Here is a 14,408-nt window from a genome sequence, read left to right on the forward strand (position 1 = left end):
CATGATCGGTCGCGCGCGCGTCGAAGGCAAGTCGGGTCGCGCATCGCGCCGCGTGCGCGACGCCCATGCGGATGCCTTGGCCTCGCGGCGGCGGGTCATCCGCGGGTCATTCGAGGTCGTAGCCGAGCTCGCGCGCGACCTTCTCGACCTGGCGCCGCACCGCGCGGCGGTCCTCCTCGCTCCACTCCGACGGCATCGGGAAGCTGCCACGCTGCGCGGCGTTGAGCTTGCGCCCGAGGACCTCCTCGACGAGCTCGCTCGCCGGAAAGTCGACGCCGACGAACGCGAAGATGCGGCGCAGCGTCGCCTCGTCGCCCGCGAACAGCAGGTCGGCGCGCAGATCGAGCGCGCGCTCGGGCGGAAGCGTCGCCATGAAGGCGCGCGCCTCCTCGTTGATGCGCGCCCAGAACCAGCCGCACTTCTCGAGCCGCGGCAGCTTCTCCCACTCGGCGGCGAGCGGCTCGTGCGGACGCGGCCGCACGCGCGCGAAGTCCCAGTTGTGGCTCTCGTAGTAGCCGCGGCGCATCGCCGAGCGCACCACCTCGTAGGGATGGCGGTGCAGGTGGATGAACTTGCTCGCCGGGAAGCAGGCCGCGAGCACGGGGGCGAGGTACGTCAGACGATTGTTGGTCTCGACGTAGATCTTGCCGCGCCGGTTGGCCTCGCAGACGAGGTCGTCGCGCGCCGCGTACACCACCTCGCGCCACTTTTCGCTCGACGCGAGGTCGCCGCCCTCGAGGTACGCGTCGATCGATGCCTTGACCAAGCGCGGGAAGGGCTCGTGCTCCGACACCACGCCCGGCGACAGCGCGAGCAGCGCCGTGAGCGTCTGGCTGCCGACGCGCCCGGTCGACAGCACGAACACCGCCGGGCAGCCCTGCCAGCCGCGCTCGTACGCCTCGGCGAGGCGTCCGACGTACGGCGGGCGGAGCTCCGTGTCGCCGGTCAGCAGCCGGTCGATCTTGCCCTTCACGCGCGAGAGACCCCGCTGGGTCGCCTGCAGCGCCTGTCTCTTCAAGCTCGACATCCTTTGTCCTCGGCCGCGGCGGTGATCACCCGCCGCGGCGAGCCTTTACCCGATCGCGCCTCCTACATCGACCACCCGCGCGCGGCTCTGCAGTCCCCGCCGCGATTCGTCGCGGGTCTTGCCTCGAACGCCGCACATGGGCGAAGATTTGGCGAAGATGTCGACTCCCGAGCTACCGGGCCGCGGCACCGACCAGAGCCCGCCGAACCGCTTCTACGAGCTGCGCTTCGAGCCCGACCCGGACCTCGAGCCGGATCCGGATGACGCCGAGCGTCCGCCCGAGCCGACGCGCTACTACCGCGACGCCTCGCGCTCGATCCTCGCCGAGAACTCGAGCCCGGACGTCGGCTTCCGCTGGAGCGTCAACCCGTACCGCGGCTGCGAGCACGGCTGCATCTACTGCTACGCGCGTCCGAGCCACGAGTACCTCGGCTGGAGCGCCGGGCTCGACTTCGAGCGTCGCCTGCTGATCAAGCTGGACGCGCCGCAGCTCCTGCGCCGCGCGCTCGCCGCGCCGCGCTGGCAGCCCGACGTGATCGCGCTCTCGGGCAACACCGACTGCTACCAGCCGATCGAGCGCCGTCTGCGCTTGACGCGCGGGCTCCTCGAGGTGCTGCACGAGTTCCGCAACCCGGTCGGCGTCATCACCAAGTCGGCGCTGGTCGCGCGCGACGTCGACCTGCTCGCGGGCCTCGCCGAGCACCAGGCGGTGCACGTGCGGATCTCGGTGACGACGCTCGACGCGGAGCTCGCGCGCCGCATGGAGCCGCGCGCCGCGACCCCGGAGCGCCGCCTCGAGGCGATCGAGCGCCTCGCCGCGGCCGGCGTGCCGGTCGGCGTCATGGTGGCGCCGATCATCCCGGGGCTGAACGACATGGAGATCCCGCGCATCCTCGAGGCCGCCGCCGCGGCCGGCGCGCAGAACGCGTCGTGGGTGCTGCTGCGCCTCGCCTCGCCGCTCGACGAGCTCTTCACGCACTGGCTCGCGAAGCACTACCCCGAGCGGCGCGAGAAGGTCCTGCACCGGATCCGCGAGACCCGCGCCGGGCGTCTCTCGGACTCGACCTTCGGCAAGCGCATGCGCGGCGAGGGCGAGTACGCGCGGCAGATCGCGGCGCTGTTCGAGGCGAGCGCGCGCAAGGCGGGGCTCGCGAAGCCGCTGCCGCCGCTCAGCACCGCCGCCTTTCGCAGACCCGCGCAGCGCGGCGAGCAGCTCGCGCTGCTCTAGCGACGCGCGCCGCTCACGGCGCGGCCGACGGCTCGAGGAAGAGCACCTCGTACACCGTGTGGCCCGAGGCGTCCGTGACCGGCCAGCGCGCGAACGAGCCGGGCGGCCGCCGGGCGGCGAACGCCAGCACGCGCTCGCGCGCCCGCCGCATCATGGTCTCGTCCTCGGGGTGCAGGACGACCGCGACGCGCTTCCCGCTCTGCAGCGCCGCGGCGAGCTCGGCGGTCGCCTGCTCGAGGTCGGCGCCGTCCTGGAGCAGCGCGTAGAGGTTCCGATGGCGTCGGCGCGACGCCGGCGGCGCGAGCGCGAAGAGCTGGTTGTGCAGCCCCCAGTCGGCGGACACGACGAGGTCGGGGGCGAGGCGCTCGAGGTCGCGCGACAGGCCGTAGATCGCGGTGCTCGCCCAGGACTGGATCGCGCCGCGGTCGCGGAGCTGCGCGAGGTAAGCGGCGTCGAAGCGCACCTGCCCCGCGACGACGACGAGCACGAGCAGGCTCGCGCCGGCGCCCACCCGGCGCCGCGCGCGCGACGGCATCGCCGCGACCAGCGTCGCGCCGGTCGCGAGCAGCGCGAACGCGGGCCACGGGTGCAGCATCGCGGCGTGGTGCGGCCCGTTCGCCTGCGGCGTCGCGGCGAGCTGCACGAGCAGGAGCGCGCACAGCACCGCGAAGAACGCCGCGAGGCGCGCGAGTCGCCGCACCTCCGCGTCTCGGATCCCGCGCACACCGGACGAGAGCACGGCGCACGACGCGACCACCACCAGCCCCGAGACCTCGAGCGTCGCCCACTCCGGACGCGCGGGAGCCGGCGTGCGAAACGCGATGCGCCACCACGCGCTGCCGTCGAGCGTCGTGCGCACGAGCGTCGGCAGGGCGAGCGCGCGCTCGGCGAGCGTCGTGCTCGGAAAGTCGCCGCCCGGTCCCGGCCCGAGAAGCAGCGGCAGGACGACGAAGCCGCCGACGTAGAGCAACGCGCCCGCGCCCACCGCGATCGGCAGCCACACGGCGGGCCTCGACGCGCGCAGCGCCGCGACGAAGCGGCGCCGCTCGACGAGCAGCGCCGCGCCGCCGAGCGCGAGCACGAACCAGACGAAGTTGAGCTTGTCGAAGACGCCGAGCGCGAGCACGGCGACGAGCGCCGCGACGCCCCCGGCCGACGGACGCTCGAGCCAGGCGAAGAGCAGCGCCACCGACGCCGCCTTGAACAACCCCGCGAGCACGACCGGGCCGTAGTCGACCCGCGCCGTCGTCAAGGAGAGCGGATCGGTGACCAGGACGAGCGTCAAGAGCAGACCCGCGCGCCAGCCGAACAGGCGCTCGCCGAGCCGCGACAGGATGAGCAGCGTCGCGCAGACGATCAGGATCGACGGCGCGCGCAGCGTCTCGATCGAGACCCCGAAGAGCGCGAACACCGGAGCGTGCAGCCACGCCTTCAGCGCCCCGACGTAGGACATCAGCATGAAGGGCACGCCGAGCACCGTGGAGTGCACGAAGCTTCCGTCGATGCCGCCGAGCGCCGCGTTGACGAACAGGATCTCGTCGTAGAGCGGCCCGGGACGCGAGATGCGGTGCAGCGCCGCGCCGGCGAAGCCGGCGACGAGCGCCCAGCGCACGATCCCGATGCAGCGGCGGCTTCGCGCGTCGCGCGTGACGTCCTCGCCCACCGCCGCTACGGACGTCGTCTTCGCGCCTCCTTTACGACCCGTCTGCGGTCGCGACCACGGCGATCGATCCCGAGGGCACGTACACGCGCCGCTCGCTGCCGCCGGCGCTGCGCGCGAGACGCTCGAGCGCGGACGCGAGCCGCGGGTGTCCGCGCGCGACGCGCGACGCGAGGAAGTCGAGCCGCGCGTACTGCCCGGCGGGCGTCATCGTCTCGATGCGGAAGCCGTGCTTCTCGAGCGCGCGACGCAGCGTCTCGCGCGAGTACAGGATCACGTGCTCGGGGAACTTGAGCGACACCCAGTCGTCGCGCTGCAGACGCGCGAGCCAGCTCCGCACGTTCGGCGTCACCGCGAACAGCGCGCCGCCCGGGCGCAGCAGCCGACGGATCTTGGCGAGCGCCGCGTGCGGCTCGGGCAGGTGCTCGAGGCAGTCCTGCAGGCTCACGACGTCGAAGTAGCGCTGCGGCAGGTCGACGGACTCGATCGAGCCGACCACCACGCGGTGCGCAGACGATACTTGACGCGCCGCCGCCTCGCTGATCTCGACCACCCAGCGCTCGGCGAAGCGGCCCTGCGCGGCGTCGGCGAGGTAGCCGTAGCCCGCGCCGACGTCGAGCAGGCGTCCCGCGCCGACGTGCCGCTCGACGAGCGCGAGCCGCCGCCGGAAGGTGTCGCGGTGGTCCTCCGCCATCGCCGCGTAGTCGGCGTAGCCGCCGTCGCAGGCGTTCTCGCTCGCGAAGTAGCCGTCGTCGTAGAGCGCCGCGAGCGCGGCGCGCGTCGGCATCGGGTTCAGGTACCAGAGCCCGCACGCCGAGCACTCGACCATGCGGAAGCCCGCGTGCGCGACGCGCGGCACGAACTCGTCGGCGTGGCACAGCGGACACGACGTCGGCTCGGACTCGAGCGTCGGGAAGCGGTACGCGTCGCGCCTCAGGTTGCGCCGCACGCGCAGCAGATCGCGGAACATGCGCGAGCTGTCGCGCACGAGGTCGATCCGCGAGTCGTCGTTGTGCGTGAGACGCACCGGGAAGCGCTCGACGGTGAGCCCGTTCGCGAGCGCCGCCGCGAGCAGCTCGAAGTCGAAGCCGAAGCCGTCGATCGTGCGCATCGCGAACAGCTTGCGCGCGACGTCGGCGCGGAACGCCTTCAGGCCGCACTGCGAGTCGCGGAACGGCAGGCGGATCGCGAGCCAGGTGAGGAACGAGAACGACTGCCCCGAGATCCAGCGCAGCGTGCCGTAGCCGCGGTTCACCTCCGAGGTCGGCAGGTCCCGCGAGCCGATCGCGACGTCGCAGCGTCCGGACTCGAGCGCCGCGAGCATCGGACGCAGCGAGTCGAGGTCGTACGGCGAGTCGGCGTCGGTGAACGCGATCAGCGGATGGCGCGCGGCCGCCACACCCGCCGCGACCGCGACGCCCTTGCCGCGGTTGCGGCCGAGCCGCACGACGCGCACCGGCAGCTCGTCGCCGGACGCCCGCTCGGCGATCGCCGCGGTGTCGTCGCGGCTGCCGTCGTCGACGACGATCACCTCCGCCGGCGACGCGATGCTCGGCAGCGTGCGCTGGAGCGTCGCGAGGGTCGCCGGCAGGCGGGCGGCCTCGTCGTAGGCCGGGACGACGAGCGACAGGGCGCTCATTCGCCCCGCTTCACGCCGAGGGTCGGCGAGGCCTTGCTCGCGTCCCCGACCCCACGGCGCACGGCGCCGACGCCGAACCGTTCCGTGATCGCGTCGAGAGCCCGGTTGAGCTCGCGCGCGCGCGTCGCGCCAAACATCGAGATCTGTGTAGCACGCGAGGTCGCCGCAAGCTCGATTCCCGCGACCGCGACGCCCACCAGGCGGACGGGCAGCGGCAGGTCGCCGCGCGCGAGCAGCTCGCGCGCCGTGCGCGCGATCACCGCGCCGTCGTCGGTCGGCGCGGCGAGCGTCGTCTGGCGCGTGTAGAGCCGGTACTTGCCGGGCTGGCCCAGCTTCTCCGTCGACTTCACCTTGAGGCGCACGACGTTACCGACGACGCCGTCCCGCCGAAGCCTACGCGCGACCGCTTCGGCGTGCTGCCCGATGGCGTCGCCGAGGACGCGCAGGTCCGCGACGTCGTGCTGGAACGTGTTCTCCTCGCCGTACGAGCGGGCCTCGCGGTCGGGCTCGACGGAGCGCGCATCCTCGCCGCGCGCGAGCCGCCAGAGGCGCTCGAGCTGCGCCGGCGAGCAGCGCCGGCTGCGCGCGGCGCGCTCGGCGAGCTGCGTCACGTCGAGGTCCGCGAGGTCGCCGATCGTGCGCAGGCCGATCTCGGCGAGCGCCTTCTCGGTGACCGGCCCTACGCCCCAAAGACGCGAGATCGGCAGCGGCGCGAGGAACGCCCGCACCCCCTCCGGCCGGACCTCGAGCAGGCCGTCGGGCTTCGAGAGGTCGCTCGCGATCTTGGCGACCATCTTGACGGGCCCGATGCCGACCGAGACGCGCAGTCCGGTCTCGGCGAAGACCTCGGCCTTGAGCCGCCGGCCGATCTCGAGCGGCTCGGCGCGCAGCGCGCGCAGGCAGGTCGTGACGTCGATGAACGCCTCGTCGAGCGACAGCGGCTCGATGTCCGGCGAGTAGCGCGCGAAGATCTCGAAGATCCGCTTCGACTCGCGCGCGTACTTCGCCATGTCGCCGGGCAGGAAGACGAGGTCCTTGCAGCGGCGCAGCGCCTCGACCGACGGCATCGCCGAGTGGATGCCGAAGCGGCGCGCCTCGTAGGACGCGGCCGCGACCACGCCGCGCGGCGGCCGTCCGCCGACCACGAGCGGCAGCCCGCGCAGCTCGGGCCGGTCGCGCTGCTCGATCGCAGCGTAGAAGGCGTCCATGTCGGCGTGCAGGATCACGCGCGCGTCACGCTCCGCGTTGTACGGCGACGGCCGCGCCCTCGCCAGCCGCTCGCGAAGCGCCCTCGCGCGACCGGGCGCGAGGCGTCCGCAGCGCGCTTCCGTTGCCCGCCCGGCTCCGGCTCAGATCCGCGGCCAGCGCGGCGGACGCTTCTCGACGAACGCCGCGAAGCCCTCGCGGCACTCCGCGCCGACCAGCGAGTCCTGGAACATGCCGAGGTCGAGCGGCGGCAGGTTGCGGTTGATGTCGCGCTTCAGCGCCCGGCGCGCGGCGGGGCCGGTCAGCCGCACCTGCTCGATGGTCTCGGCGACCGCGTCGTCGAGCCGGTCGTGCGGCACGACGCGCGACACGAGGCCCATGTCGTACGCCTCCTGCGCGCCGAAGTACTGCGCGGTGAACAGCAGGTACTTGGCGCGCGCGACGCCGATGCGCGGCGCGAGCCGCGCGCCGAGGTAGCAGTCGGCGACGCCGCGCAGCAGCTCGGGGACGCGAAAGCGCGCGCGGTCGGAGACGATCGACAGATCGCTCATGAGCGTCATCACCAGACCGCCGCCCTGGCACATGCCGTTGATGCGCATCAGGACGAGCTTCGGGCAGCGCTCGATCTGGACGAACGGCGTGAGGTCGGGTCCGTCGGTGAAGCGGTCGAGCCGTCCGTCGCCCTCGTGCTGGCCGCCCATCTCGCCGCCGACGCAGAAGTAGTCGCCGGTGCCGGTGACCACGAGGAGGTCGATCTCGGGATCGCGCTCCGCGATGACGCACGCCTTCTTGATGCCGTGGTACATCTCGATGGTCAGGGCGTTGCGCCGCTCGGGGCGGTCGATGCGCACCGTGAGGACGCCGCGGTCCTTCTCGGCGATCAGGTGCCGCGAGTCGAGATCGACTTTCTCCGCCATGGCGCGGCGCTATCAGAGCCCTCGCCCGACGGTCAACGCGCTTGCGCTGCCCAGCGCGGACGCAGTACGACGGCGCGGCTCACGCGACACCCAGATGGACTTCGACCTGTCGGACAACGAGCGGCGCTTCCGGGACGAGCTCCGCGCCTGGCTCGACGAGAACCTGCCCGCCGAGTGGCGCAGCGTCCACCCGAAGGAGCCGTGGACCGACGAGCGCCGCGCGCTCGCGCGACGCTGGCAGGCGCGGCTCGCCGAGGGCCGCTACGTCGCGCTCGACTGGCCCGTCGAGTGGGGCGGCCGCGACGCGACGCTCGGCGAGCGCATCATCCTGCAGACCGAGCTCATCCGGGCGCGCGCGCCGCGCATCCTCGGCCACGTCGGCATCGACCTCGTCGGGCCGGCGCTGATCGCGCACGGCAGCGAGGCGCAGAAGAAGCGCTTCCTCGAAAAGATCCGCACGGGCGAGGAGCTCTGGTGCCAGGGTTTCTCCGAGCCCGGCGCGGGCTCCGACCTGGGCGGCCTGCGCACGCGCGCGGTGCTCGACGGCGACCACTGGGTCGTCACCGGGCAGAAGGTGTGGACGAGCGTCGCCGAGGTCGCCGACTGGTGCTTCCTGCTCGCGCGCACCGACCCCGACGTGAAGAAGCACGCCGGCATCTCCGCGCTGCTCGTCGACATGAAGCAGCCGGGCATCGAGGTGCGTCCGCTGCGCCAGATCACCGGCGAGGCGGAGTTCAACGAGGTCTTCTTCGACGGCGTGCGCGTGCCGCGCGAGAACATCGTCGGCCAGCCCGGCGACGGCTGGAAGATCGCGATGGGCATCCTCGCGCACGAGCGCGGGCCGATGTGGGCGTTCATGTTCCACGGCTACATGACCGAGGACCTGAACCAGCTCCTGGCGCTCGCGCGCCGTCGCGGCCTCGCGAGCGACCCGGTCGTGCGCCAGCGCATCGCGCGCGCGCACATCGATCTCGAGATCATGCGCCTGCTCGGCTGTCGCAGCTTGACGGCCGAGTCGCGCGGCGAGCCGATCGGCCCCAAGACCTCGCTCGAGAAGCTCTTCGGCAGCGAGCTCTCGCAGCGCGTCCGCGAGCTCGCGATGGATCTGCTCGGACCGAGCGCCCTGCTCGGCATGGACGACGAGCGCGCCGAGTGGGAAGGCCGCTGGCTGCGCTTCTACCTCTTCTCCCGCGCCGACACGATCATGGGCGGCACGTCGGAGATCCAGCGCACCGTCATCGCACACCAGCTTCTGGGCCTGCCGCGCTAGCGCCCGGACGACCGACCTCACACCACCACCACCGAGGACCGACATGACCACCAGCCACCGCACCCGAACCCGCACTCTTGCCGTGTTCGCCGCCGTGCTCGCTGCGGCGCTCTGCGCGCTCGGCGCGACGCGCGCGGCGCACGCGCAGCCGTCCTTCATCAACTTCGAGTCCGGACAGGTGCGTCCGCTCGCGATGTCGCCCGACGGCTCGCGTCTGTTCGCGGTCAACACGCCGGACAATCGCCTCGAGATCTTCTCGATCGGCGCGGGTGGCGCGCTGACCCACACGGCGTCCGTGCCGGTCGGGCTCGAGCCGGTCGCCGTCGCGGCGCGCAACGACTCCGAGGTCTGGGTCGTCAATCACCTGTCGGACTCGGTGAGCATCGTCGACGTCGGCTCGAATCCGCCGCGCGTCGTGCGCACGCTGCTCGTCGGTGACGAGCCGCGCGACATCGTGTTCGCGGGTCCTGGCGGCAACCGCGCGTTCATCACCACCGCGCACCGCGGACAGAACACCAGCATCAACCACGCGGTCGACCTGATCACGCCGGGTCAGGGCCGCGCGGACGTCTGGGTGTTCGACGCGCTGAACCTCGGCTCGTCGCTCGGCGGCACGCCGCTCAACGTCGTCACGCTGTTCGGCGACACGCCGCGCGCGCTCGCCGCGAGCCCCGACGGCAGCCGCGTCTACGCGGCGGTGTACTTCTCGGGCAACCGCACGACGGTGATCTCCGAGGGCGGCGTGTGCGACGGCGGCGCGTCGGCGGGCCCGTGCACGATCCACGGCACGCAGGTCCCCGGTGGCCTCCCCGCCCCGAACTTCAACTTCCAGGGCAGCCGCGGTCCCGAGACCGGGCTCATCGTCAAGTACAACCCGGACGTCGGCCAGTGGCAGGACGAGCTCGGCCGCAACTGGAACAACGCGGTGCGCTTCAACCTGCCCGACCTCGACGTGTTCGCGATCGACGCCAACGCGCCGATCCCTGAGGAGGTCCAGAGCTGGTCGAGCGTCGGCACGATCCTGTTCAACATGGTCGTGAGCCCGACCGACCCGGACAAGATCTACGTCAGCAACACCGAGGCGCGGAACGAGGTGCGCTTCGAGGGTCCGGGCAACAACTCGACGACCGTCCGCGGACACCTGCACGAGGCGCGCATCACGGTGATCGACGGCACCAACGTGCTGCCGCGCCACCTCAACAAGCACATCGACTACGACGTCGTGCCGAGCCCGCCGGGCACGATCGAGAAGAGCCTCGCCACGCCGCTCGGAATGGCGGTGAGCTCCGACGGCGAGACGCTCTACGTCGCGGCCTTCGGCTCGAGCAAGGTCGGCGTGTTCTCGACCGCCGAGCTCGACGCCAACACCTTCGTCCCCGACCCGGCGAGCCACATCGTGGTCACCGGCGGCGGACCGTCGGGGCTCGTGCTCGACGAGGCGCGCCAGCGGCTCTACGTCTTCACGCGCTTCGACAACTCGATCTCGGTGGTCGACACGACTTCGAACGAGGAGATCGCGCACGTGCCGGTCTTCAACCCCGAGCCGCCGGCGATCGTCTCGGGCCGTCCGCTGCTCTACGACGCGGCCTTCAGCTCGAGCAACGGCGAGGCCTCGTGCTCGAGCTGCCACGTCTTCGGCGACCTCGACCACCTCGCCTGGGACCTCGGCAACCCGGACGACCCGGTGACGTCGAACCCGATGGAGATCAAGCTCGCGCTCCTCGGTCAGCTGACCGTCGGGGACGCGCTCAACGGCGACGCCGACATCGACGAGTTCCACCCGATGAAGGGCCCCATGACGACGCAGACGCTGCGCGGGCTCGCCAACAGCGGACCGATGCACTGGCGCGGCGACCGCGCGAACGGCTTCTTCGGCATTGGCACCGACGAGGCGCTGTCGTTCGACAACTTCATCGTCGCCTTCGAGGGGCTGCTCGGACGCGAGGAGCTGATCCCGGAAGCCGACATGCACGAGTTCACCGACTTCGCGCTGTCGATCACGCTACCGCCGAACCCGATCCGCGCGCTCAACAACTCGCTGACGGCAGATCAGCAGGCGGGGCGCAACTTCTACTTCGGCAACCGGCGCTCCGACGGCCTCAACATCGACGGCTTCGGCTTCAACTGCAACGGCTGCCACACGCTCGACCCGGCGCAGGGCTTCTTCGGCACCAACGGTGACGCGAGCTTCGAGAACGAGATGCAGATCATCAAGGTCGCGCACCTGCGGAACCTGTACACGAAGGTCGGCATGTTCGGGATGATGCGGGTCGACTTCCTGAACGGTGGCGACAACGGTCACAAGGGTGACCAGATCCGCGGCTTCGGCTTCCTGCACGACGGCTCGATCGACACCATCTTTCGCTTCTTCCAGGCGACGGTGTTCAATAACCAGAACGGCGTCGGCTTCGACGGACCGGACAACGGCAACGTCAGGCGTCGGCAGATGGAGCAGTTCATGCTCGCGTTCGACACCGACCTGGCGCCGATCGTCGGCCAGCAGATCACGCTGACGTCGACCAACGCCGCCGTCGTCGGCCCGCGCATCGACCTGCTGCTGCAGCGCGCCGCGGCCCCCTTCACCTCGAAGATCCTGGGCGGCGCGGTCACCGAGTGCGACGTCGTCGTGAAGGGCAACGTCGGCGGCCAGCCGCGCGGCTGGGTGCGGACGAGCAACGGTCAATTCCGCAGCGACAAGGCGGCGGAGCCGCTGATTTCTGATGCGACGCTGCGCTCGATGGCCGCGACGCCGGGTCAGGAGCTGACCTACACCTGCGTCCCGCCGGGCTCGGGTCTGCGCATCGGCATCGACCGCGACGAGGACGGCTACTTCGACGGCGACGAGCTCGACGCCGGCAGCAACCCGGCCGACCCCGGCAGCATCCCGGACGGCTCGCCGACGCCGACGCCCACGCCGAGTCCGACGCCAACCCCGACCCCGACGTCGACGGCGACCGCGACGCCGACGCCGACCGTGACCGCGACGCCGACGCCGACCGCCACCTCGACGCCCGGCCCGACGCCCACCGGCGGTCCGACGCCGACGCCCGGCGGCCCGACGCCGACGCCGGGCGGTCCGACGCCGACGCCGACGCCTGGCGGCACGCCCTCCGTCCCGGTGGCGCCGATCCGCGCGAGCGCGCTCGTGCTGGGCGACGACCCGAAGCCGCCGATCACCCTCAACGCGCGCAACTTCCGCCTGCGCTCGGCGCCGCACAAGGGCTCGCCGAGCGGCGTCACGGTGCCGTCGTTCTTCAGCAAGGGCGATCCGACGCTGCTCGGCTCGACCGGCGGCGGCGCGACGCTGACCGTCTACAACCCGAACGGCGGCCAGAAGGTCGTCCTGCAGCTCCCGGCGAGCAAGTGGCTCGCGGGCGGCACGTTCGCGCGTCCGACGTTCCGCTACCGCGATCCGAAGCGCGCGAGCGGTCCGATCACCTCGGTCGTGCTCGCCAACGGACGGCTCGCGATCACCGGCAAGGGCGACGGGCTGTACTCGCTGGCGAATGCGCCGCAGGGCTCGCTGGCGGTGCGCCTGCGCCTGGGCACCGGCGTCGAGTTCTGCGCGGTCGCTCCGTCCAGGTCGCCGGCCGCGAAGTACGACACCACCGCGAAGTTCGTCGGCACGCCGAACTCGGCGCCGCCGGCGGAGTGCCCGCCGGTGCCGTGAGCCGACTGTAAGCAGAGTCCTCGACGGCGAGGCGTCCGCGCGCAGGCGCGGGCGCCTCGCTGCGGACGGCGAGCGCCGTCGCGCGCTTCATGCCCGCGCGGCGATCCACAGACTTGCGGGTCGTCTCGGCGCGCAATAAGAGTCTCCGGCTCGACTGGAATTTGCGCCCGTGCGGAGCCGCAAGCTTCCGTCACGGCTCGCCTAACTCGCCGCGCGATGCGGGCGAACACGCTTTTCCGATGACCAAACAAGAGCAGCTCGCAGAACTCGAACGGCGCAACCGTGAAGCCCTGCTGGGCGGCGGTGAGAAGCGGATCGCCAAGCAGCACGAGGGAGGTCGCCTCACCGCGCGCGAGCGCTGCGAGCAGCTCCTCGACCCGGGCAGCTTCGTCGAGATGGACCGCTTCAAGGTCCACCGCTGCAACGACTTCGGGGCCGACAAGCAGCGCATCCTGGGCGACGGCGTGGTCACGGGCTACGGCACGATCGACGGCCGCACCGTGTTCGTCTTCTCGCAGGACTTCACCGTCTTCGGCGGCAGCCTCTCCGGCGCGTACGCCGAGAAGATCTGCAAGGTGATGGACCTGGCGATGAAGAACGGCTGCCCGATGATCGGCATCAACGACGGTGCCGGGGCGCGCATCCAGGAGGGCGTCGTCAGCCTCGCGGGCTACGCCGACATCTTCCTGCGCAACGTCATGTCGTCGGGCGTGATCCCGCAGATCTCGGCGATCATGGGCCCGTGCGCGGGCGGTGCGGTGTACTCGCCGGTGATGACGGACTTCATCTTCATGGTCCAGAACACCAGCTACATGGCGATCACTGGACCGGACGTCATCAAGGCGACCACGCACGAGGAGGTCACGCTCGAGGAGCTCGGCGGCGCGGCGGTGCACAACGAGCGCTCGGGTGTCGCGCACTTCGCCGCGGCGAACGACCGCGAGTGCCTCGCGATGATGCGCGAGCTGCTGTCGTTCCTGCCGTCGAACAACCTCGACGATCCGCCGATCAAGCCGACCGCGGATCCGGCCGACCGGCGCGAGGCCTGGCTCGCCGATCTCATCCCCGACAGCCCGAACAAGCCGTACGACATGCACCGGCTGATCGAGGGCGTGGTCGACGACGGCTACTTCTTCGAGGTGCACCGCGACTTCGCGCGCAACATCATCGTCGGCTTCGCGCGCCTCGGCGGCATGCCGGTCGGCATCGTCGCCAACCAGCCGGACGTGCTCGCGGGCGTGCTCGACATCGCGTCGTCGGTGAAGGCGGCGCGCTTCGTCCGCTTCTGCGACTGCTTCAACATCCCGATCATCACGTTCGTCGACGTGCCGGGCTTCCTCCCGGGCACCGACCAGGAGTACCGCGGCATCATCCGCCACGGCGCGAAGCTGCTCTACGCCTTCTGCGAGGCGACGGTGCCGAAGATCACCATCATCACCCGCAAGGGCTACGGCGGCGCGTACGTCGTCATGTCGTCGAAGCACATCCGCGGTGACTTCAACTTCGCCTACCCGACCGCGGAGATCGCGGTGATGGGCCCGGAAGGCGCGGTCAACATCATCTTCCGCAACGAGCTCGCGAAGGCGAAGGATCCGGTCGCCGAGAAGGCGCGCCTGGTCGCCGACTATCGCGACAAGTTCGCCAACCCGTACAAGGCGGCGGAGCTCGGCTACATCGACGAGGTCATCAAGCCCGAGGACACGCGCCCGGTGCTGATTCGCAGCCTCAAGGTGCTGCGCACCAAGCGCGACAAGAACCCGCCGAAGAAGCACGGGAACATCCCGCTGTGAG

Annotated in this window: 9 protein-coding genes; 4 read left to right on the forward strand and 5 right to left on the reverse strand. The window is 71.6% G+C overall.

Going from position 1 to position 14,408, the window contains the following annotated elements; translation table 11 throughout:
• Positions 1–106 precede the first annotated feature (106 nt).
• Positions 107–1,018, reverse strand: a complete 912-nt coding sequence (locus VIS07_01400; GenBank protein ID HEY8514150.1) for a sulfotransferase — start codon at positions 1,016–1,018, stop codon at positions 107–109.
• A gap of 145 nt (positions 1,019–1,163) precedes the next feature.
• On the opposite strand from VIS07_01400, the gene VIS07_01405 reads away from it, so the two are divergent.
• Positions 1,164–2,255 carry a PA0069 family radical SAM protein gene (locus tag VIS07_01405; GenBank protein ID HEY8514151.1) on the forward strand — a complete coding sequence of 364 codons (1,092 nt, stop codon included), beginning with the start codon at positions 1,164–1,166 and terminating at the stop codon, positions 2,253–2,255.
• A 13-nt stretch (positions 2,256–2,268) separates the two neighbouring features.
• On the opposite strand, the gene VIS07_01410 is transcribed toward VIS07_01405, so the two are convergent.
• The 4 genes from VIS07_01410 to VIS07_01425 all read right to left on the reverse strand — a co-directional run bounded on the left by VIS07_01410 (position 2,269) and on the right by VIS07_01425 (position 7,677).
• Positions 2,269–3,918 (reverse strand): glycosyltransferase family 39 protein, encoded by a 1,650-nt coding sequence (locus tag VIS07_01410; GenBank protein ID HEY8514152.1) that lies wholly within the window; start codon positions 3,916–3,918, stop codon positions 2,269–2,271.
• 31 nt (positions 3,919–3,949) lie between these two features.
• Positions 3,950–5,554 (reverse strand): bifunctional glycosyltransferase/class I SAM-dependent methyltransferase, encoded by a 1,605-nt coding sequence (locus VIS07_01415; GenBank protein ID HEY8514153.1) that lies wholly within the window; start codon positions 5,552–5,554, stop codon positions 3,950–3,952.
• Complete coding sequence (gene dinB / locus VIS07_01420) at positions 5,551–6,780, reverse strand: DNA polymerase IV (GenBank protein HEY8514154.1); 1,230 nt, start codon at positions 6,778–6,780, stop codon at positions 5,551–5,553. Before dinB ends, VIS07_01415 begins: the two co-directional genes overlap by 4 nt.
• Positions 6,781–6,903: 123 nt before the next feature.
• Complete coding sequence (locus VIS07_01425; protein HEY8514155.1) at positions 6,904–7,677, reverse strand: enoyl-CoA hydratase/isomerase family protein; 774 nt, start codon at positions 7,675–7,677, stop codon at positions 6,904–6,906.
• 94 nt (positions 7,678–7,771) lie between these two features.
• On the opposite strand from VIS07_01425, the gene VIS07_01430 reads away from it, so the two are divergent.
• From VIS07_01430 to VIS07_01440, 3 genes are all read left to right on the forward strand, one after another.
• A complete protein-coding gene (locus VIS07_01430) occupies positions 7,772–8,947 on the forward strand; it encodes an acyl-CoA dehydrogenase family protein (GenBank protein HEY8514156.1) in 1,176 nt (391 codons plus the stop codon).
• A 43-nt stretch (positions 8,948–8,990) separates the two neighbouring features.
• The gene (locus VIS07_01435; protein HEY8514157.1) at positions 8,991–12,617 is read left to right on the forward strand and encodes a hypothetical protein; all 3,627 of its coding nucleotides are present in this window, start codon (positions 8,991–8,993) and stop codon (positions 12,615–12,617) included.
• Between the two features lie 239 nt (positions 12,618–12,856).
• Positions 12,857–14,407 (forward strand): acyl-CoA carboxylase subunit beta, encoded by a 1,551-nt coding sequence (locus VIS07_01440; GenBank protein ID HEY8514158.1) that lies wholly within the window; start codon positions 12,857–12,859, stop codon positions 14,405–14,407.
• Position 14,408 lies beyond the last annotated feature (1 nt).

This window comes from Candidatus Binatia bacterium (genome assembly GCA_036563615.1).
GTDB lineage: Bacteria > Desulfobacterota > Binatia > UBA12015 > UBA12015 > DATCMB01.